The following is a 20,449-nucleotide window of genomic DNA, read 5'->3' on the forward strand; positions in this document are numbered from 1 at the left end:
TGCCGGCCGGGGCCGGCGCGCCGCAGTGAGCACGATGGCGGCGCCCGGCGGTGGCGGCGTCGGCGAGCGCGAACGCCTGGGCGCGACGCTGGTGCTGTCACTGCTGGTGCACGGGATGCTCGTGCTCGGGATCGGCTTCGCGCTCGAGGATGCGGCGCCGGTGATGCCGACCCTCGACGTCATCCTGACCCGCACCACCAGCCCGCTGACCCAGGCCCAGGCGGATTTCCTGGCCCAGGCCAGCAACCAGGGCGGCGGCGAGGACGACGCCAGCCGGCGGCCGCGCGATCCACAGGCAGGCCAGTTGCCGAACGAAGAGGCCGGCATCGCCCAGCGTGCCGTGCGCGCGCAGTCGCCCGACCTCGCGCCGCCGCCCGAGGCACGCGTCATTGCCAGCCGCCATGGCGAGGACGCGGCGCCCGCGCCCCTGGCCACGCCCCGCAGCGACGAACTACCGCTGCCGCGCGGCCCGGAGAAGATCGACCACGACCTGGCGATGGCCCGCCTGGCCGCCGAGATCCACCTCCAGTCCGAGCGCTACGCCAAGCGCCCCAAGCGCAAGTTCGTCTCCGCCAGCACGCAGGAGTGGGTGTACGCCACCTACCTGCGCGCCTGGGTCGACCGCGTGGAGCGCGTCGGCAACCTCAACTATCCCGACGAAGCCCGGCGCCGGCAGCTGTCCGGGACGCTGGTGATCAGCGTGGCGATCCGTCGCGACGGATCGGTGGAGCGCGCCGAGGTGATCCAGTCCAGCGGCGTCCGCCTGCTTGACGACGCCGCGCTGCGCATCGCCCGCCTGGCCGAACCCTACCCGCCGCTGCCGCAGACCGACGAGGCGATCGACGTCCTGCACGTCACCCGCACCTGGAACTTCCTGCCCGGCGGGGAGCTGGTGGACGACTGAGGCGTCAGCCGCGACGTTCGCGCGCGGCGACCTGCTCGGCCAGGGTGAGCGCGACGTTGTCGCGGAGATAGGCCGGCTCGACCAGCTCCGGCGCGATCCCACCGCCTTCGGCAAGCGCCAGCGCGGCGAGGCGTGCGAGGTCGGCGGCGCGCGGAAGGGCCGTTGCGTCGATGGACGCGAGGCGATCGCCAAGCCGGCGCGCCAGCGCGCCGTCGGCCGCCGCGAAGCCGGTGCCGACGCCGACGCCGACGCCGAGCCAGGATCCACCCGACGGCAGCTCGACGGCATCGGGCGCGGCCACCACCTCGCGATCCAGCGCGCGCAGGCCGTCGCCGTCGCGCACGAAAGAACCGGCATAGACCTCGCCCATGCGCGCATCGATCGAGGCGAGGATGAAGCCACCCGGCAACGCTTCGACGTCGGGGACATCGGCATCGGTATCTGCATCGACAACTGCCGCGCGATCGAGTGCATCCCGGCAGGCTTCCCGCCGCGTCCGCAGCCCGCCCAGCGCCAGCACCGCCAGCGTCGACACCGGGACCAGCGGGCGATCCAGCGCCAGTGCGATGCCCTGGGCGATAGAGATGCCCAAGCGCACGCCGGTGAACGCACCCGGACCGCGGCTGACGGCAATGGCATCCAGGTCCGCGCGCCGCAGCCCGGCTTCCGCCAGCAAGGCTTCGGCCCAGGGCAGCACCAGCTCCGCATGCCGCCGCGGCGCGATCTCGAAGCGCTCGCTGACCGCGCCGTCGACCATCACGGCGACGGAGCAGGCTTCGGTGGAGGTCTCGATGGCGAGCAGGTGCATGTGCGGGCGGTAGTCGACGGGGGCAACAGGTTACCGCGTCGGCAAATCGCCGCCGGCGTGGGACTCGCTAAAGCGGCGATCGCGGCCATGGCCGCTCCCACAAGAGCTACCGCAATTGCCGGGCCCAGGGCTGTTGTGGGAGCCGCTATAGCGGCGATCGCGGCCGTGGCCGCTCCCACAATGACATCGTGCCCACGTGGCCGCGGTGGTCTCAGTCTTCGTCGAAGAAGGCCACCGCGTCGGCAACGTCGCGGGTGCGCGGGAACGGCGGCAGCGAATCCAGGAAGCGGCGCCCGTAGCCTTTGCCCAGCAGCCGCGGGTCACAGAGCACCAGCACCCCGCGGTCGGTCTCGGTGCGGATCAGGCGGCCCACGCCCTGCTTGAGCGCGATCACCGCCTGTGGCACCTGCTCGTCGCGGAAGGGGTTGCCACCGGCGCGGCGGATCGCTTCCAGCCGCGCCTCGAACACCGGGTCGTCGGGCGACGCGAAGGGCAGTTTGTCGATCACCACCACGCTGAGCGCGCCACCGGCGACATCGACCCCCTCGCGGAAGCTGGCCGAGCCGAGCAGCACGCCGTTGCCCGACTCGCGGAAGCGCTGCAACAGCACGTGCCGCGGCGCTTCACCCTGCACGAACAGCGGCCACGGCGCGCCGCGCAGCGCCTCGGCCGCTTCGCGCAGCGCGCGGTGGGAAGCGAACAGCAGGAAGGCGCGCCCGCCGGACGCCTCCAGCACCGGGCGGACCGCGGCGACGATCGCCGCGGTGTAGTCGCGCGCCGAAGGCTCGGGCAGGCCCGGCGGCAGGTAGGCCAGCGCCTGGCTGGCCCAGTCGAAGGGGCTGGGCACCAGCAGGGTGCGCGGCTCGTAAAGACCCAGCCGCCGTGACACGTGCTCGAAGCGTTCTTCCACGGTCAGCGTCGCCGAGGTGAACACCCAGGCGGCGCGTGATTGTTCGCGATGCGCGCGCAGCGGCCCGGAGACATCCAGCGGCGTGCGCTGCAGGCGGAAGCCGCGCGGCGAGAGCTCGTACCAGCGCACGTCGTCGTCGCGGACCACCGGCTGCCGCGGCACGGCCGCTTTGGTGGAATCCGGATCAGGCCCCGCGACGGCATCCGCGATGGCCGCGGCCAGCGGCGTCTCGAGCCCGAGCCTGCGTCCCGACACCGGATCGACGACCTCGCCCGTGCCGGGATCCAGGTCGGCATCCTCCGCCGGCCCGTCGATATCGCGCCAGCGCCCCAGCCGACCACGGTGGTCGCGCGCACGCAGCTGGCAGGCCTCCAGGCCGGGCGCGGCGGCGCACAGCGGCGCCAGCGCATCCGACAGCGCCAGCAGCGCGGCATCGAGCGCGTCCAGCGCATCCGCCACCTCGGGCACCGCCAGCAGCTGCGGCCGCGTGCCGCGCGCAGGCAGCACGTCCATCGCGGCGCGCAGCAGGCGCGTGGCCTGCTCCAGCGCCCGCGCTGGCTCCTGCAGCGTCGCCAGCGCACCGGCGACGTCGCGGGACTCGGCGATCGCATCGCGCGCCAGTTCAACCAGGGGACGCGCGGACAGGCCCTCGCCGAAGAACTGCGCGGCGAGCTCCGGGAGCTGGTGGGCTTCGTCGACCACGAAGGCTTCGGCGCCCGGCAGGATTTCGCCGAATCCCTCCTGCTTGAGCGCGAGGTCGGCCAGCAACAGGTGGTGGTTGACCACCACCACGTCGGCCTCCTGCGCGCGCTGCCGCGCCTGGACCACGAAGCAGTCGCCCCAGAACGGGCATTCGGTGCCCAGGCAGTTGTCGGCGGTGGAGGTCACAAGCGGCAGCAGCGGCGAGTCGTCGGGCAGCGACTCGAGTTCGGCCATGTCACCCATGCGCGTGCGCCCGCTCCAGGCCAGGATGCGCTGGAAGTGGTCGGCCTGCGCCGGCGTCTGGAAGCGGTTCTCGCCGCGCGCGCGCTCCAGCCGGTGGCGGCAGAGGTAGTTGGCACGACCCTTCAGCAGCGAGGTCCGCAGCCCGGTCCCGAGCGCGTCGCGCACCCGCGGCAGGTCGCGGTGATAGAGCTGGTCCTGCAGGGCGCGGGTGCCGGTGGAGATGATGGTCTTGCGCCGCGACAGTAGCGCCGGCACGAGGTAGGCGAAGGTCTTGCCGGTACCGGTGCCGGCCTCGGCCAGCAGCACGGCGCGGTCGTCGAAGGCCGCGGCCACCGCCGCCGAGAAGTCCTGCTGCGCCTGGCGCGGGCGGAAGCCCGGGATCACCGCGGCCAGCGGCCCGCCGGGGGACAGCGCGTCGCGGCTGTCGCGGGCGAGCACGGGTTCGCTCCGCGCGCCAGCGGGCGATCCAGCCGCCACGGCTGCGGCAGGGTCGACCGCAGCGCCGGCGACGGCGGCAAGCGTGGCTTCGTTGGAGTCGTCGGGCAGGCTCATCAGGACGTCATGATCGCCGCAAACACCGGCCAGCGGGTTCGTCCGATGGCCGACGCGGGCGTCGGGGATGCTGCCGGTTGGCGCTGAAGCTCACCAGCGCTGGGGCGGCGCCACCCGGCAGGCGTCGATCGCGGCCTTGGCCGCGGCCGCGCCTTCGGCATCGCCCTGCACCAGCCGCACCTGTTCCAGGGTGGCCCAGTGACGGCGGCACAGCGGCCCGACCCCTGACCCCAGGGCCTGCGCCTCCGCGGCCAGCTCGCCGGCACGCGTGAAATCGGACATCAGCAGCGCCGCCTCCGCGCGCTCCTGGAGCAGCGCCGGGTCGTCGGCCACCAACGCGATCGCCTGGTCCAGCGCGGCCGCCGCATCGCCGTGGTAGCCCTGCTGCTGCAGGCGTTCCGCGTCCAGCCGCAGGTCCTCGACCCCCGGGTCGCGCAGCGGCTGCACGTTGAGCTCGCCCTCGCCGTCCCCCGCGACCGCACGGATGCCGGCGACCATCTGCTCCGGCGTGGCCCCGGTGAGCGACTGCACGGGCAGCGGCGGCGGCGTGGAGGCGCAGGCGGCAAGCGCAAGCAGCGCGATCGGCGGAAGCGTGCGCAGCGCGCGGCGAAGTGTGCGGAGACTGCGGTCGGGGATCATCGGATGCGTTTCTGTCGAGTCTTCATGGCGGGCTGGTCCGGCAGGTCGTCTGCCGGACGCGATCATCGGGGCTGTTCGGCGGGCTGCGGTTCGGTCGCGGGGTCGTCGCCGCGGCCGATGCCGAACCATTCGCGCCAGCCGCCGCTGGACGGCGCTTCCGGGGGCGGCTCGCGCACGCAGGGCTGCCAGGGAGGCGCGAAGCCTTCGGCGAACGCGTAGCGGCGCGCGCCGGGGCAGTCGGCGTCGGTGCTGTTGCCGGACACGACCCAGCTCCACTCCAGACCCTTCCCGCCGACGCGCAGCGCTGCGGTGGGGAGCTGCTTGAACATGGCCGACCACACCCGCATCGCGCCGGTGGCGCCGTACAGGCCGGTCTGTTCGTTCTGGTCGTTGCCGACCCAGACCACGCCCAGGTGGTCGCCGGTCCAGCCGGCGAACCAGCTGTCGCGGCCGTCATTGCTGGTGCCGGTCTTGCCGGCGATGTCCAGATGCCCCAGGCCGTCGTTGACCAGCCGGCGACCGGTGCCGGATGACACCGCGTGCTGCAGCGCCAGGGTGACCAGGCGCGCGGCGGTGCGGTCGCCGTCATCGGGCTGCGGCGGCGCCTTGTCGTAGCGCTTGAGCACGCGGCCGTCCGGGTCGAGCACGCCGCGCACGGTGTACAGCGGCTGGATCTCGCCGTCGGAGGCGAGGAACTGGTACAGCTGAGCCATCGCGTACGGGCTCTGGTCCACCGAACCCAGGATCAGCGCCGGGTTCGCGACCGCGTCGATACCGGCCAGCTGCTTGATGATGTGCGCCAGGCGCTCGGGGCGCACGGCCATGCCAACGCGCACCGTGGCCTGGTTGTACGAGCGCCCCAGGGCGTCGATCAGGCGCACGCTGCCGTGGCTCTTGCCGTCCGAATTGCCGGGCGTCCAGCGCTTGCCGTTCTGCAGGGTGACGGTGACCGGGGAGTCGTCGACCCAGGTCGCCAGCGACCAGCGGTCGGGCAGCGCCAGCGCCAGCAGGTAGACGAAGGGTTTGAGCAGCGAGCCCACCGGCCGCTGCGCCTCGACGGCGCGGTTGAAGCCGGGTGTGTCGACGTCGCGGCTGCCGACCACCGCCACCACTTCGCCGCTGTGTACGTCGGTCACCACCACGCCGGCCTCCAGCGCCGGCCGCCCCTTGTCGGCGAGCGCCTTCAACGTGCCGACCACCGCGCCTTCGGCATAGGCCTGGGCCGAGGGCGACATGCTGGTCATCACCGTCAGCCCCGCGCCCTGCAGCTCGTCGGCCGAATAGTCGCTGGCCAGGTGGCGCCGCACCAGGTCGACATAGGGCGGGAAGCGGTTGGCGGCGATGCTGCCCGGTGCGGTGGTCACGCCCAGCGGCGCGGCCACGGCGCGGTCGTGCTCGGCCTGGTCGATGAGCCCGGTCTCGAGCATCTCGCCGAGCACGAAGTCGCGACGCACCCTGGCGCGCTCGGGCTGCCGCCGCGGGTCGTAGTGCGAGGGGCCGCGGATGATCCCGACCATCAGCGCCACGTGCTCGGTCGACAGATCGTCGAGCCGGCGCCCGAACCAGTACTCGGCGCCAGCGGCCACGCCGCGGATGGCCTGGTTGCCGCGCTGCCCGAGGTAGACCTGGTTGAGGTAGGCCTCGAGGATCAGGCCCTTGTCGTAGCGCGCCTCGATGATCAGCGCGTACAGGACCTCGTTGAACTTGCGGCTCCAGGTCTGCTCGCGGCCGATGCCCAGCAGACCGCTGCGCGCCAGCTGCTGGGTCAGCGTGCTCGCGCCCTGGCGCGCCTCGCCGGCCTTCAGGTTGACCCAGGCCGCGCGTGCGATGCCGCGGATGTCGATGCCGTGGTGGTGGGCGAAGTCGCGATCCTCCACCGCCTGCAGCGCGTCGGTGAGTTCCTGCGGCACGTCCTCGACCCGGATCAGCCGGCGCTCGGCCTGCTGCTTTCCGTAGAGAGTGGCGATGCGGGCCGGATCCAGGCGCACGGCCTCGGCCTCGCGCTCGCCGACCAGGTCGCGGATCGCGGCCACCTCGCCCTTGGCCAGGCGCACTTCAACGCGGCTGGGTGCCACCGCGCGGTCGACGTCGGTGAAGCCGCGGCTGGCGATGGTCCAGCGACCCTCGTCATCAACGTAAGTACCCGGGCGCGCGCCGTCGCCCGCGCGATATCCGGCGGCATCAAGTTCGAGCTTCAGGGTGTCCGCGTTCATCGCCGTCCCCTTGGCCAGCGCAAGCGGGCGCCCGTAGACCCGCGTCGGCTCCTGCCACTGCAGCTGGCCGAAACGCTCGCCGACCTGGTTGTTCAGGTACAGCATGTAGGGCACCAGGAAGCCCAGGCCCAGGCCGACGGCGGCCAGTGCCCAGGTCAGCAGCGTGCGGCGCCAGTCGCGGCGCGGGCTGCCATCGTCGTCGTGGTCGTCTTCGTCGTAATCGATGCGTGCCATGTGGACTCGGCGGCCGTGGGTGCGGGACGCCGGGCTGCGGCGCGGTGCGGAGTGCGAGAATGCACGGATTCGTGCCGAGTCTAGCCCAGCGCCTGCTGCGGCCTGCGGCCGCCCACGTTCTTTCTTCAGCCGGAGTTGTCGCTGGATGCCCTACACGATCGCCGACGCGCGCTTCCTGCTCGCCCGTGCCGCCGGCCTCGCCCATCGCGGGCTGCTGAGCCTGCGCACCCGCGGCCTGCGGTCCAGCTGGGAACGGCTGCGCGCGCAGCTGCTGCCGCCACCGCAAGCGCTGCGCGACCGCCTGTACCTGCCGGCCGCGACCCCGTTCGCGCCCTTCGCCCTGGCCACCAGCGACCCGCCGGTGGCGAGCATCGTGATCCCGGTCTACGGCCAGTTCGCGCACACCCTGGCCTGCCTGCGCGCGCTCGCGGCGCACCCGCCCGCGGCCGCGTTCGAAGTGATCGTGGTCGATGACGGCTCCGGCGACGAGACCCCGGACCTGCTGCCGCGGATCGACGGCCTGCGCTATCACCGCCGCGCCGGCAACGGCGGCTTCATCGCGGCCTGCAACGACGGCGCCGCGCTCGCCCACGGCGACGTCCTGGTGCTGCTCAACAACGACACCGTGCCGCAGCCGGGCTGGCTGGACGCGCTGCTGGCGACCTTCGACACGCACCCGGGCACCGGCCTCGTGGGCGCCCAGCTGCTGTACCCGGACGGCCGCCTGCAGGAAGCCGGCGGCGTGGTCTTCGCCGACGGCAGCGCCTGGAATTACGGCCGCTTCGGCGATCCGGCCGATCCACGCTACGCCTACGTCCGCGATGCGGACTACGCCAGCGGCGCCGCGATCGCCATCCCGCGGCAGCTGTTCCTCGACCTTGGCGGCTTCGATACCCGCTACGCGCCGGCGTACTACGAAGACACCGACCTCGCCTTCACGGTGCGGGCCGCCGGCCGCCGGGTGCTGTACCAGCCGGCCGCGCGCGTGGTGCATGACGAAGGCGCGACCTCGGGTACCGACACCGCGGCCGGCGCCAAGGCCGGCCAGGTGCGGAACCAGGCGCTGTTCCTGGCCCACCGGCGCGAGGCGCTGGCCGGCTTCGGCGCGCGCCGGGAGCCGACCCCGGAAACCCTTCACCGCGGCCAGCGCCAGGTGCTGGTGATCGACGCGCTGACGCCGCAGCCGGATCGCGACTCCGGCTCCCTGCGCCTGGTCAACCTGATGCGGCTGCTGCGCGCGGAAGGCGCGCACGTGGTGTTCCTGCCCGCCAACCGCCGCTACGACGGCGCCTATACCGACGCCCTGCGCGAGTTGGGCGTCGAGGCCTGGTGTGCGCCACATGCCGCCCGCGCGCCGGCGTGGCTGGCCGAGCACGGTCCGCGCTTCGACGTGGTGGTGGTCTGCCGCCACTACGTCGCCAGCGAGTTCCTGCCGCTGCTGCGCCGCCATGCCCCCGGCGCGCGCGTGGTGTTCGACAGCATCGACCTGCATTACCTGCGCGAGGCGCGCAGCGCCGAGGTCACCGGTGACGCACGCCTGGCCCAGGCTGCCGCGCGCACCCGCCGCCAGGAGCTGGCGGTGATCGCCGCGACGGACACCACGCTGGTGGTCAGCGCCGCCGAGCGCGAGGTGCTCGCGGTCGATGCACCCGATGCGCGCGTGGAAGTGCTGTCCAACCTGCACAGCGTGGCCGGCCCCGGCCTGCCCTTCGAGCAGCGCCACGACCTGGTGTTCGTGGGCGGCTTCCGGCATCCGCCCAACGTCGATGCCGTGCGCTGGTTCGTGACCGAGGCCCTGCCGCGGGTGCGCGAGCGGCTGCCCGACGTCCGCTTCCACTGCATCGGTGGCGATGTGCCGCCCGAGATCGCCGCGCTGGCCGACGCGCCGGGGGTCACCGTGCATGGCCACGTGCCCGACATCACGCCGTACATGGACGGCTGCCGGCTGGCGCTGGCGCCGCTGCGCTACGGCGCGGGGGTCAAGGGCAAGGTCAACCTGAGCATGGCCCACGGCCAGCCGGTGGTGGCGACCACCTGCGCGGTCGAGGGCATGCACCTGGCCGACGGCCGCGACGTGCTGGTGGCCGACGACGCCGGCGCCTTCGCGGATGCGGTGGTCCGTGCGTATTGCGACCGGGACCTGTGGGAGCGCCTCGCCGCCAACGGCGTGGACAACGTTGCGCGGCATTTTTCCGCGGACGCAGCGCGCGAGGTCGTGCGCCGGGTGTTTTTCGGCTGACGCGCCTGCTCAGTCGAACCTGAGCGCGGCTGCGGCGGCGCGCACGCGCAGCTCGAAGTCGGCCAGCCCCGGCACCGCCGGATCGGCCTTGCGCGCGCCGGCCAGCGCGCTGCGCGCAAGTGCGATCTCGCCGGCACCGAGGCGCTCGTCGCCGACCGCCAGCCAGCGCTCGGCGAGCTGCCGCTGCGCCGCGGCCAGGTCGCCGGGATCGTCGCCAAGCGCTGCGCGCGCGTCCAGGCATTCACCGGCGCGGCGGAGCGCATTGCCGCGCAGGGCGTGCGCATGGCATTCACGCAGTTCGGGCAGCAGCTGCGCGGCGGCGTCCGACACGCCGGGTGCGGTGGAATCCAACGTGCGCGCCTCCGCGACCAGGGCGACGGCGCCTTCGCCGGGCGGGCCGGGCAACACCTGGCCGTCCGCGCGCCCCGTCTCCTCCATCAGGCGCGCCTGGGTGTCGGCCAGGTCGACGTGGACGGGATCGTATTCGCGCACGGTCGCCAGCAGGCGCACCGCCTCGTCGACGTCGCCCGCACGCAGCGATTCACGCGCCTGCGCGAGCAGCTCGGCCAGGGCGTCCTCGCGCCCGCGCAGCGCACCGGCGTGCCCCGGCTGCAGCGCCAGCACGCGCGCATACAGGGGCAGCGCACTGCCGCCGCCGGCGTCCAGGCGTCCTTGTGCATGCACCTGCGTGGCGTGCGCGAACAGGCCGTCGACGCCGGCATGCTCGGCCTCGCGCAGGCGCAGGGCCTCGGCCAGTGCGTCCGCCTCGGCGCGCGGCACCGACAGCGCACGCGCCAGGGCAAGCTCGCGGTGGGCGTCATCGAAACGGTCCTCGGCCAGCGCCGCCCGGGCCTGCGCGAGCGCCGCGATCGCCACCCGTGCCAGCCCCTGGCGCGCCGCGCCGCGATCGGGATCCATCGCCAGCGCGGCTTCGAAGAGCTCGCGCGCGCCGCGGCCGTCATCGGCGGTCAACAGGCCCTTGGCCAGCGCCTGCTCGGCCTCATCGTGCAGGGCCTGCGCGCGCGTCTGCGGCCACAGCAGGGCGCCGATCGGTGCGTGCAGCACCGCCAGCGCCACCACCGCGAGCATCGAACCGATCAGCCACCAGCGCCAGTGGCGCCACACGCCCAGGCGTTCCGGAAGCGCGGCCAGCCAACGCGCGATGGTGCCGGCATCGGGCGGTTCTGGAAACGGGTCGGCCTGCCGGTGCGGATTCACGCGCGAAGCATAGTCGGCCGGACATGAACGCGTTGCGCTCAGGCGCGATGCGCGCGCTCCACGCCCGGCAGCGCCTCCAGCCGGCCCAGCAGGCGCGAGAGCTGCCCGAAGTCGGCCACCCGCAGCGCCAGCCGCAGCTGGACCCGGCCCTGCCCGCGCGAGGCGCCGCCATCGATGGACAGCACGTGCGCGTCTTCCTGCGCGATCAGGTTGGTGACGTCCTTGAGCAGGTGCTTGCGGTCCACGGCATCCAGGGTGACCGCGGCCTCGTGGCCGCCACCCGTCCCGCCCCACTCCACCGGCAGCACGCGCTGCGGCTCCTTCGCCGCCAGCCGCGCGAACGCCGCACAGTCCGCGCGGTGCACGCTCACGCCGCGTGCCCGCGTGAGGTAGCCGGCCACCGCCTCGCCCGGCAGCGGGTGGCAGCAGCGCGCGACCTGCGCCAGCAGGTTGTCGACGCCGACCACCGTGAAGTCCTGGCTGCCGCCGCGGCGCACGCGCCTGGGTGCGCGCAGCGCGATCACGCCATTGCCCTCGGCCTCGGCGTCTTCGTTCCGGCTGCGCTCATGCTCGGCCACCGCACGCGCGACCTGGTGCGGGCCGACGTCGCCCAGCGCGATATGGACGTGGAGTTCGTCAACGCTGTCGACGTTGAAGCGCTTCAGCACCGGCGCCAGGTCGGCCTGCGCCAGGCCCACGCGCTTGAGCTCGCGCTCCAGCAACTCGCGGCCGTCGGCCAGGTTGCGCGCCCGGTCCAGGCGATGGAACCAGGAGCGCACCTTCTCCCGCGATCGCGCGCTTGCCAGGAAGCCGTTGGTGGCCATCAGCCAGTCGCGGCGCGGCTCGGACACCTTGCCGGTGAGGATCTCGACGCGGTCGCCGGAGTGCAGCACGTAATCGAGCGGCACGATGCGGCCGTCGACCTTGGCGCCGCGGCAGCGGTGACCGATCTCGGTGTGCACGCGGTAGGCGAAGTCCAGCGGCGTCGCCCCTCGCGGCAGGTCGATGACCTCGCCCTTGGGGGTCAGCGCGTAGATCCTGTCCTCGACCAGCTCGGTGTCGAAGGCCCCGGCGAGCGCTCCGTCGCCGGTTTCCGCGGTGGCATCGAGCAGGTTGCGCATCCACTCGATCTTGCGGTTGACCGCGGCCTCGCCCGCGGCCGAGCGCTGCGAGCCTCCGGACTCCTTGTAGCGCCAGTGCGCGGCCACGCCGCGTTCGGCCTGCTCGTGCATCTCGCGGGTGCGGATCTGCACTTCCAGGGTCTTGCCGCCGGGGCCGACCACGGCGGTGTGCAGCGAGCGGTAGTCGTTGTTCTTGGGGCGCGCGATGTAATCGTCGAACTCGCCCGGCACCGGCGACCACAGTGAGTGCACCGCGCCCAGCGCGGCGTAGCAGGCCTGGACGTCGTCGACCAGCACGCGCACGGCGCGCAGGTCGTAGAGCTCGCCGATCGGAACGTCCTTCTTCTGCATCTTTTTCCAGATGCTGTAGATGTGCTTCGGGCGGCCGGCGATGTCGCCGTGGATGCCGGCCGCGGCCAGGGCGTCGCCAAGGATGCGCGTGACGTCGGCGATGTAGCGTTCGCGCCCGGCGCGGGTGTCGTCGAGCAGCTTGGCGATGCGGCGGTAGGTGTCGGGCTCCAGGTGGCGGAAGGCGAGGTCCTCCAGCTCCCACTTCAGCTGCCAGATGCCCAGGCGGTTGGCCAGCGGGGCGTGGATGTCACGCGTCAGCCGCGCCAGCGCCGTCCGCGCTTCGTCGGGCAGCGCGGCGGCGGCGCGCATCCGCGCCAGCTGCCGCGCCAGCAGGATCGGCACCACGCGCAGGTCGCGGACGATCGCCAGCAGCAACCGGCGCAGGCCCTCGTGGCTGCGGCCGGCGCCCTGCTCGGCGTGCAGGGTCCAGACCTGGCCGGCCGCGGCCTGGCCGTCCAGCAGCGCGGGAATCGCCGAGCGCACTCCGGCGCTCGATGCCTCATGGCGCGCAGCCCAGTCGGGCACTACGTGCAGGATGGCCGCGGCCATCACCTCGTCGTCGGCGTCGAGCAGGGCCAGCGCCTGCAAGGTGTCCTCGAGCACGCCCGGTGGGTCGATGCACGGCGCGGGGCCACCGGCCGCCGCCGCGCGCAGCCGCGCCGAGACCGAATCGGGCAGCATCCCCAGTGCCGGCAGTGCCAGCAGGGCATCGATGTCCACGATATCGGCCACGGCAAACTGGAGTCCACGGAAAGGCGAGGGACTACACTAGCCCGACCTCGCCCTTGGGAACAGACGCCATGCCGCTCCGCAGCCTCGTCCTTGCCGCCCTGCTCTTCGTCGCCGCTCCGGCGGTGGCGCAGCAGGGTCTCGAAACGCAGATGACGCCCGCGGAGTTCGCGGCCGCCGGCCTCGACAAGCTCAGCGCGGAGGAGCTCTCGCGGCTCAACGCATGGCTCGACCGCACCATCGAGGGTGAAACGGAGAAGGCTGCGGCCACGGCCAAGAAGCGGGTCGAGGACGAGAGCCGCGGTTTCCGGAGCTTCGGCTCCACCGAACCCGTGATCGGCCAGATCAACGGCGAGTTCCGCGGCTTCGGCCGCGGCCGCGAGTACACCCTCGACAATGGCCAGGTCTGGCGCCAGGTCGACACCGCCACGCTGCCCGGCGCCCGTCGCGACAGCCCGAAGGTGCGGATCACGCCAAGCGTGGTCGGCAACGCCTGGTACATGGCAGTCGACGGCTACAACACGCGTACCAAGGTCGTGCGGGTCAAGTAAGCGCGGCCAGGCGCGCGGCCAGCTTTTTCGGCGAAACCCCGCCCTTGGCGCCCAGCTCCTGCGCGAACAGCTGGACGCGCAGTTCTTCCAGGTCCCAGCGCAGCGCCTGCCAGCCGGGCGCGTCGGCCACCCCCGCCGCGCGGGCGCGTTCCAGCGCATCGGCGAACGGCTTGAGCTCGAGCATGCGCTGCTGGTCGCGCACCGGATCGTTCAGCGCGCGGCCGGCGCGCGTTGCCAGCGCCTTGAGATAGCGCGGGTATTCGGCGAGCGCTGCCGCAGGCACGTCGCGCAGGAAGCCCGGCGGCACCAGCGCCGCCAGCTGCGCCTGCATGTCGTCAAGGTTGGCGCGCGCCCAGCCCATGAGCTTTCCGTCCAGCGCGGCCCGCACTTCGGCCACCAGGGCGAGGATCTTCTCGGCCTGCTGCAGGCGGCGCATGGCCTCCGGGAACAGGGCCTTGCCGAGTTCGGTGCTGCGGGCTTCGAACTCCGCGGGATCGCGGATGTCGCCCAGGCCATCCGCGGCCAGTGCGGCAAACGCACCGTCGACCAGGTCCGCACGCAGCGTGTCCGCCGGGCGGCCGTCGCCCGACGCACGCGGCGCGACGGATTCGATCGCGGCGTACAACAGGCCGGTCTTCGGCTGGGCCGGCAGCTGCTTGCGCGCCTGCTTGACGGGGTCGGCCATGGCGATCGCAAGCAGCCGGCGCACGCCCCGCGGGTGCTGGCGCTCGGCCTCGGCACGATCGGCATGGACTTCAAGCGACGCGCTGTCGCCGGCATCGTGCAGCGCCGGATAGGCCGGCACGCCACCGGCGCCGGGGACTGAAAGCGGGATGGCGGTAGCGGGGAACGTGGTCAGCGCCTCGCGCGCAAGCCCTTCCGAGGCATGCGCGGCAAACGCGTCCGCCGCATGCGCGCCGAAACGCGCACGCAGCTCGTCCAGGTCGCGGGATTCCGCGAGCACGCGACGTCCGTCGGCATCGAGCAGCCGCAGGTTGGCGCGCAGGTAAGGCTCCAGCGCCCCGGCATCGAAATCGGTGGCGGCGATCTCGACGCCCGTCAGCCGTTTGAGGAACCGCGCCAGGGCGCCGGTGATGCTGTCGGTGGCGGCATCGGCCGCTCCGTGCGCCTCGGCGAAGGCACGGGCGAAATCCGGCGCCGGCACGAAGTTGCGGCGCAGCGCCTTGGGCAGGCCGCGCAGCAGGGCCGTGGCCTTTTCCTGCACGAAGCCGGGCGCGAGCCAGCCCAGCCGCGGCGCATCCAGGGCGTTGAGCAGGTGCAGCGGCACGACCACGGTCATGCCGTCGTCAACGGCTCCGGGTTCGAAGCGGTAGTGCACGGCCAGGCGCGCGTCGCCGATCGCGAAGTACGCCGGGAAGCGCTCGGCATCGCTGCCGTCGGCGACCAGCAGGTCGTCGCGGGTCCACTGCAGGGCGCGCCGCTGTTCTTTCGACAGCTTCGCGAACCAGGCGTCGAGCGCCTGCGCGCTGATGACGTCACCTGGCATCCGGTCGCGGTACCAGCGCAGCATCCAGTCATCGTCGACCACCAGGCCGGTGCGGCGCTGCTTGGCCTCTTCCTCCTCGGCCTGTGCAAGCGTGCGCCGGTTGCGGGCGACGAAGTCGGCACGCAGGTTGATCTCGCCGGCGACCAGGCCATCGCGCAGGAACAGCTCGCGCGACTCCTCCGGGTAATGACCGCCGTAGTGGAACGCCCGTGCCGCCGCCAGCACCAGCCCGAACAGGCCAACCTGTTCGCTGCCGATCACGCGCCCCTGCTTGCGCGACCAGCGCGGATCGAAGTGGCGGCGCGAGAGCAGGTGCGACAATTCGGCCTCGACCCATTCGGGCTCGATCGCGGCATTGGTCAGCGCCCACACCTTCTCGGTGTCGAGCAGGGTCGCGGTGAGCATCCACGGCGGCGGGCGCGAGGCCAGGGTCGAGCCGGGAAACAGCTGGAAACGACGCCCGCGCGGGCCTTCGTAGGCGACCTGCCGGCGCTTGTCGGTTGTCGGCGGCGCATGCCCGACCTGGGTCGGCAGCCCGGCCAGCAGCGCACGGTGCAGGCGGACATACAGATCCCGCGCGGCGGCCTCTTCGGACAGCGCGGGATCGGCGTCCCGTGCCCGCCGGGTCGGCGCGTCCGCGGGCGGCGGCGGTGAACCTGCCCCCGCCCCCGGGTGCTTGCCGCGGCGCCGGCGACGGCCGGCCGGGGCCGCGGCGGCGTCGCTCCCGCGCGCGATTCCTCCTTCGGCAGCGGTGGCGAACAGCGCATCGCCGGCGCGCTCCTCTTCCCGCCAGCCGAGGTCCGCGCACTGCAGCTTCAGCTGGCGATGCAGCTCGCGCCACTCGCGCATGCGCAGGAAGCCGAGGAAGTTGCGCTCGCACCACTTGCGCAGCTGCGACTGGGTCAGGTCCTCGTGGGCCACCCGATAGGCCTCCCACAGGCGCAGGATGGCGACGAACTCCGACTTCGGATCCTGGAAGGCGGCGTGGGCGGCGTCGGCCGCGGCGCGCTGGTCGGACGGGCGTTCGCGCGGGTCCTGGATGCCGAGGAAGGCGGCGATCACCAGCATCTCGCGCAGGCAGCGGTGCCCGTTGGCGGCCACCAGCATGCGCGCCAGCTTCACGTCCACCGGCAGCCTGGCCATCACCTTGCCCTGCGCGGTCAGGCTGCGCGCAGCGTCCACCGCGCCGAGCTCGGCGAGCTGCTGCCAGCCGTCGGCGATCGCACGCGCATCGGGCGGCTCCAGGAACGGGAAATCCTCGATCGCACCCAGGCCCAGCGACAGCATCCGCAGGATCACGCCGGCCAGCGCCGCGCGATGGATCTCGGGGTCGGTGAACCGCGGCCGCGCGGCGAAGTCCGCCTCGTCATACAGGCGGTAACAGGTGCCCGGCGCGATGCGCCCGCAGCGGCCGGCGCGCTGGTTTGCGCTGGCCTGGCTGATGGGTTCGATGTGCAGGCGGTCGAGCTTCTGCCGCGGGCTGTAGCGCTTCACGCGCGCCAGGCCCGGATCGACCACGTAGTGGATCCGCGGCACGGTCAGCGAGGTCTCGGCGACGTTGGTCGCCAGCACGATGCGCCGCTGCGAACCGGGGTTGAACACCCGGTCCTGGTCGCGCACCGACAGCCGTGCGTACAGCGGCAGCACTTCGGTGTGGCGGTACTTGCGGCCTTCCAGGGCGCGGTGCGCGTCGCGGATCTCGCGCTCGCCGGGCAGGAACACCAGGACGTCGCCGCCCATGCCCTGGCCGCCGCGGAGGATCTCGTCGCAGGCGGCGACGATGCCGTCGGTGACCGACATGTCACGCGAACCGGCGTCGGCGTCGCGTTCACCACCGCGCGGCTTCGCGGTCGCCGCCGCGGCCGGCGAAGACAGGCCGGCGTCCAGCGGCAGGTAGCGCAAGTCCACCGGATAGCCGCGGCCCTCGACGTCGACCACCGGTGCATCGCCGAAATGCGCGGCGAAGCGCGCCGTGTCGATGGTCGCCGAGGTCACCACGAGCTTGAGATCCGGGCGGCGCACCAGCAACTGCTTCAGGTAGCCCAGCAGGAAGTCGATGTTGAGGCTGCGTTCGTGCGCCTCGTCGATGATCAGGGTGTCGTAACGCGACAGCCAGCGGTCGGACTGGATCTCGGCCAGCAGGATGCCGTCGGTCATGAACTTGATCGCGGTCTGCTCGCCGACGTTCTCGGTGAAGCGGACCTGGTAGCCCACTGCGCCGCCCAGCGGGACCTGCAGCTCCTCGGCCACCCGGCGCGCCACCGCCCGCGCAGCGATGCGCCGCGGCTGCGTGCAGCCGATCATTCCGGCCGCGCCACGACCGGCCGCCAGGCACAGCTTCGGCAGCTGCGTGGTCTTGCCGGAGCCGGTCTCGCCGGCCACCACCACGACCTGGTGGGTGCGCAGGAGCTCGACGATGCGATCGGCCTCGCCGGCAATCGGCAGGGACGGGTCGACTTCGGCGCGCGGCAGGTTCGCGGCACGCGCCTCGCGCTGCGCCAGTGAACGTGCAAGCGCATCCTGGAACGCCTTTCGACGGGCTTCGTCACCGCGCGCCTGCTCCCATCGCCGCCACAAACCAAGCAGGCGGCCGCGGTCGCGCGTCAGTGCGCCATCCACGGCCTTTCGCCCCGCGCGCGTTGACGCCGGGCTTGCATCCTGGGGGCTAGACTCCATTTCATTCATGCACGATTCGCAGTTCCAGGCCGCTTCATTTCCTCTCCCTATCGCGCACATTGTCGCGCGCTACCAACCAAGGACACAGTGATGGCCAAGACCAAGGAAAAAACCAAAACCGCCAAGCGCAGTGCCACGCGCAAGACATCGCCTGCTGCGTCGCCGGCCGCGGGCTCGGTGGCACCAGGCGTTGATATCGGGATCGCCGACAAGGATCGCAAGACGATCTCGCAGGATCTCGCGCAGTTCCTGTCCGACAGCTTCACGCTGTACCTGAAGACCCACAACTTCCACTGGAACGTGACCGGCCCGATGTTCAATTCGCTGCACGCGATGTTCATGGACCAGTACACCGAGCAGTGGAATGCCCTGGACGAAACCGCCGAGCGCATCCGCGCCCTGGGCTACAACGCCCCGGGGTCATACGCCGAATTCATCAAGCTCTCGACCATTGCCGAAGAGCCGGGCCTGACCAAGGCCCCCGATTGGCGTGAAATGGTGCGCCAGCTGGTCGACGGCAACGAATCCGTCTGCCGCACCGCGCGCAGGGCGCTGTCCCATGCCGACGACGCCGGCGACGACCCCACCGTCGACCTGCTCACCCAGCGCCTGCAGGTGCACGAAAAGAACGCCTGGATGCTGCGCTCGCTACTCCAGTGAAGTCGCATACGCTGCGCGTCTGACGACCACGGGTTTCGCGGTGCGAAACCCGTGCACTGCACAACACGCTCCCGATCCCCGCGCCGTTGGCGCGCCCCACGTGGCGAAGCCTTCCTACCCATGACCAAGGCCGATACCCGATAGGCCGGCTATGGGTATCGCCGGTATCCTTGGCGCATGAGAGACGCTGCACACCGGATCCTGCGCGAAACCTTCGGCCACGAGGCCTTCCGTGGCGAGCAGGCCGCCATCATCGAACACGTCGCCGGCGGCGGCGATGCCCTGGTGCTGATGCCCACCGGCGGCGGCAAGTCGCTGTGCTACCAGGTGCCGGCGCTGCTGCGCGAGGGCACCGCGATCGTGATCTCGCCGCTGATCGCGCTGATGCAGGACCAGGTGGAGGCCCTGCGCCAACTCGGCGTCAACGCCGCCTTCCTCAACTCCACGCTCGATGCCGCCGAGGCGGCCGCCATCGAGCGGCAGCTGCGCGAAGGCACGCTGGACCTGCTCTACGTCGCGCCGGAGCGCCTGCTCACTCCGCGTTTCATGTCACTGCTCGACGCCAGCCGGATCGGCCTGTTCGCGATCGACGAGGCGCACTGCGTCTCCCAATGGGGCCACGACTTCCGCCGCGAGTATCGCGAGCTGACCGTGCTCCACGAGCGCTGGCCGCAGGTACCGCGGGTCGCGCTCACTGCCACCGCCGACCCGCCCACCCAGCGCGAGATCGCCGAGCGGCTGCAGCTGGAGGGCGCCCGGCGCTTCACCAGCTCGTTCGACCGCCCCAACATCCGCTACACCGTGGTCCACAAGGACAACGGCAACCGCCAGCTGCAGGACTTCATCGGCGGCCACCGCGGCGAGGCCGGCATCGTCTACTGCCTGTCGCGCAACAAGGTCGAGAAGACCGCGGCCATGCTGGTCGAGGCCGGCGTCGACGCCCTGCCCTACCACGCCGGGCTGGACGCCTCGGTGCGCGCCGCCAACCAGCGCCGCTTCCTGCTCGAGGACGGCGTGGTGGTGGTGGCGACGATCGCGTTCGGCATGGGCATCGACAAGCCCGACGTGCGCTTCGTGGCGCACATGGACCTGCCGAAATCGATCGAGGGCTACTACCAGGAGACCGGCCGTGCCGGTCGCGACGGCGATCCGGCGGAGGCCTGGATGTGCCACGGCCTGGGCGACGTGGTGCTGCTGCGGCAGATGATCGACCAGTCCGAGTCCGGCGACGAGCGAAAGCGCCTGGAGCACCGCAAGCTCGACGCGCTGGTCGGCTACTGCGAATCCACCCGCTGCCGCCGCCAGGTGCTGCTGGCCTGCTTCGGCGAGGACTACGCGGCGAAGGGACCCGGCGAGCCCTGCGGCAACTGCGACAACTGCCTGTCACCGCCCGAGACCTGGGACGCCACCGTCGCCGCGCAGAAGGCCCTGTCCTGCGTCTACCGCACTGGGCAGCGCTTCGGCGCGGCGCACCTGATCGATGTGCTCAGGGGCTCGGAGTCCGAGCGCGTGCGGCAGTTCGGCCACGATGCGCTGAGCACCTACGGCATCGGCACCGACCTCGACGCGCGCGCCTGGCGCGGGGTCTTCCGCCAGTTGGTGGCCGCAGGCCTGCTCGAGGTCGACACCGAGGGCTACGGCGGTCTACGCCTGACCGCGGACAGCCGCGAGGTCCTGCAGGGCCGCCGCGAAGTGCTGCTGCGCAAGGAAGCCCCGCGCCCGGCGCGCGGCCGCGGCCGCGACGGCGAGGCCCGCGCGGCCCGGCCGGTGGTGGAGGTGGCGCGCGCCGACCAGCCGCTGTTCGAGTCCCTGCGCGCGATGCGCACGCGCCTGGCACGCGAGCAGGCCGTGCCGCCCTACGTGATCTTCCACGACGCCACGCTGCGCGAGATCGCGCGCCTGCGCCCGCGCACGCCGGGCGACCTTGCGCTGATCGGCGGCATCGGCGCCGGCAAGATCGAGCGCTACGGCGACGAAGTGCTGGACGTGGTATCCGAGGCCGAAGCGGCGGCATGACACAGCGGCCATCTCCCGACTGAAGGCAGAGGGCCGCACCGCCATCCTGGCCCCAGTCCCGTGTGAGCGGCTACAGCCGCGATCGGCGACAGCGCCAGGCCAGTTGTTTGCGGCGGGAGCTGCTCCGTCGTGTTCCGCGCTGCCCTTCCCTCCCGCCTGCATCCACATGCAGGCGG

General features: G+C 72.5%; 12 protein-coding genes. 5 read left to right on the top strand and 7 right to left on the bottom strand.

The window, feature by feature from the left end; translation table 11 throughout:
• Positions 1-34: 34 nt before the first annotated feature.
• Positions 35-904 carry an energy transducer TonB gene (locus tag ACW7G5_RS14260; protein ID WP_457005626.1) on the top strand — a complete coding sequence of 290 codons (870 nt, stop codon included), beginning with the start codon at positions 35-37 and terminating at the stop codon, positions 902-904.
• A gap of 4 nt (positions 905-908) precedes the next feature.
• Here the strand turns inward: ACW7G5_RS14260 and tsaB are convergent, their stop codons facing one another.
• The 4 genes from tsaB to mrcB all read right to left on the bottom strand — a co-directional run bounded on the left by tsaB (position 909) and on the right by mrcB (position 7,205).
• Positions 909-1,712, bottom strand: coding sequence for a tRNA (adenosine(37)-N6)-threonylcarbamoyltransferase complex dimerization subunit type 1 TsaB (tsaB, locus tag ACW7G5_RS14265; RefSeq protein ID WP_457005587.1), 804 nt, complete (start codon positions 1,710-1,712; stop codon positions 909-911).
• Positions 1,713-1,923: 211 nt separating this feature from the next.
• On the bottom strand, positions 1,924-4,119 hold the full coding sequence (locus ACW7G5_RS14270) for an ATP-dependent DNA helicase (protein WP_457005588.1): 2,196 nt from the start codon (positions 4,117-4,119) through the stop codon (positions 1,924-1,926).
• Positions 4,120-4,209: 90 nt separating this feature from the next.
• Positions 4,210-4,758 (bottom strand): hypothetical protein, encoded by a 549-nt coding sequence (locus ACW7G5_RS14275; RefSeq protein WP_457005590.1) that lies wholly within the window; start codon positions 4,756-4,758, stop codon positions 4,210-4,212.
• 62 nt (positions 4,759-4,820) lie between these two features.
• Positions 4,821-7,205 carry a penicillin-binding protein 1B gene (mrcB, locus tag ACW7G5_RS14280; RefSeq protein WP_457005592.1) on the bottom strand — a complete coding sequence of 795 codons (2,385 nt, stop codon included), beginning with the start codon at positions 7,203-7,205 and terminating at the stop codon, positions 4,821-4,823.
• Positions 7,206-7,350: 145 nt separating this feature from the next.
• On the opposite strand from mrcB, the gene ACW7G5_RS14285 reads away from it, so the two are divergent.
• The gene (locus ACW7G5_RS14285; RefSeq protein ID WP_457005594.1) at positions 7,351-9,444 is read left to right on the top strand and encodes a glycosyltransferase; all 2,094 of its coding nucleotides are present in this window, start codon (positions 7,351-7,353) and stop codon (positions 9,442-9,444) included.
• Positions 9,445-9,453: 9 nt separating this feature from the next.
• Here ACW7G5_RS14285 and ACW7G5_RS14290 read toward each other — a convergent pair whose 3' ends face one another.
• Complete coding sequence (locus ACW7G5_RS14290) at positions 9,454-10,662, bottom strand: hypothetical protein (protein WP_457005596.1); 1,209 nt, start codon at positions 10,660-10,662, stop codon at positions 9,454-9,456.
• A gap of 38 nt (positions 10,663-10,700) precedes the next feature.
• Positions 10,701-12,815, bottom strand: a complete 2,115-nt coding sequence (locus ACW7G5_RS14295; protein ID WP_457005628.1) for a RelA/SpoT family protein — start codon at positions 12,813-12,815, stop codon at positions 10,701-10,703.
• 119 nt (positions 12,816-12,934) lie between these two features.
• Between ACW7G5_RS14295 and ACW7G5_RS14300 the strand changes: the two genes are divergently transcribed.
• Positions 12,935-13,414: a hypothetical protein gene (locus ACW7G5_RS14300; RefSeq protein ID WP_457005598.1), complete on the top strand. Its 480-nt coding sequence runs from the start codon at positions 12,935-12,937 to the stop codon at positions 13,412-13,414.
• Here ACW7G5_RS14300 and hrpA read toward each other — a convergent pair.
• Complete coding sequence (gene hrpA, locus ACW7G5_RS14305; RefSeq protein ID WP_457005600.1) at positions 13,407-17,597, bottom strand: ATP-dependent RNA helicase HrpA; 4,191 nt, start codon at positions 17,595-17,597, stop codon at positions 13,407-13,409. The two genes, ACW7G5_RS14300 and hrpA, sit on opposite strands and share 8 nt — an antisense overlap.
• Before the next feature lie 90 nt (positions 17,598-17,687).
• Here hrpA and ACW7G5_RS14310 point away from each other — a divergent pair, with 90 nt between their 5' ends.
• Complete coding sequence (locus tag ACW7G5_RS14310) at positions 17,688-18,257, top strand: Dps family protein (RefSeq protein ID WP_457005602.1); 570 nt, start codon at positions 17,688-17,690, stop codon at positions 18,255-18,257.
• 177 nt (positions 18,258-18,434) lie between these two features.
• Positions 18,435-20,273 (top strand): DNA helicase RecQ, encoded by a 1,839-nt coding sequence (gene recQ / locus ACW7G5_RS14315; RefSeq protein ID WP_457005604.1) that lies wholly within the window; start codon positions 18,435-18,437, stop codon positions 20,271-20,273.
• Positions 20,274-20,449 lie beyond the last annotated feature (176 nt).

Source organism: Luteimonas sp. A501 (assembly GCF_054052085.1).

Excerpts from the sequence above, each read along its gene's own strand:
- ACW7G5_RS14260 (WP_457005626.1), top strand. The coding sequence starts at position 35 with ATGGCGGCGCCCGGCGGTGGCGGCGTCGGCGAGCGCGAACGCCTGGGC.
- tsaB (WP_457005587.1), bottom strand. The coding sequence starts at position 1,712 with ATGCACCTGCTCGCCATCGAGACCTCCACCGAAGCCTGCTCCGTCGCC.
- ACW7G5_RS14270 (WP_457005588.1), bottom strand. The coding sequence starts at position 4,119 with ATGAGCCTGCCCGACGACTCCAACGAAGCCACGCTTGCCGCCGTCGCC.
- ACW7G5_RS14275 (WP_457005590.1), bottom strand. The coding sequence starts at position 4,758 with ATGATCCCCGACCGCAGTCTCCGCACACTTCGCCGCGCGCTGCGCACG.
- mrcB (WP_457005592.1), bottom strand. The coding sequence starts at position 7,205 with ATGGCACGCATCGATTACGACGAAGACGACCACGACGACGATGGCAGC.
- ACW7G5_RS14285 (WP_457005594.1), top strand. The coding sequence starts at position 7,351 with ATGCCCTACACGATCGCCGACGCGCGCTTCCTGCTCGCCCGTGCCGCC.
- ACW7G5_RS14295 (WP_457005628.1), bottom strand. The coding sequence starts at position 12,815 with ATGCTGCCCGATTCGGTCTCGGCGCGGCTGCGCGCGGCGGCGGCCGGT.
- ACW7G5_RS14300 (WP_457005598.1), top strand. The coding sequence starts at position 12,935 with ATGCCGCTCCGCAGCCTCGTCCTTGCCGCCCTGCTCTTCGTCGCCGCT.
- hrpA (WP_457005600.1), bottom strand. The coding sequence starts at position 17,597 with ATGGAGTCTAGCCCCCAGGATGCAAGCCCGGCGTCAACGCGCGCGGGG.
- ACW7G5_RS14310 (WP_457005602.1), top strand. The coding sequence starts at position 17,688 with ATGGCCAAGACCAAGGAAAAAACCAAAACCGCCAAGCGCAGTGCCACG.
- recQ (WP_457005604.1), top strand. The coding sequence starts at position 18,435 with ATGAGAGACGCTGCACACCGGATCCTGCGCGAAACCTTCGGCCACGAG.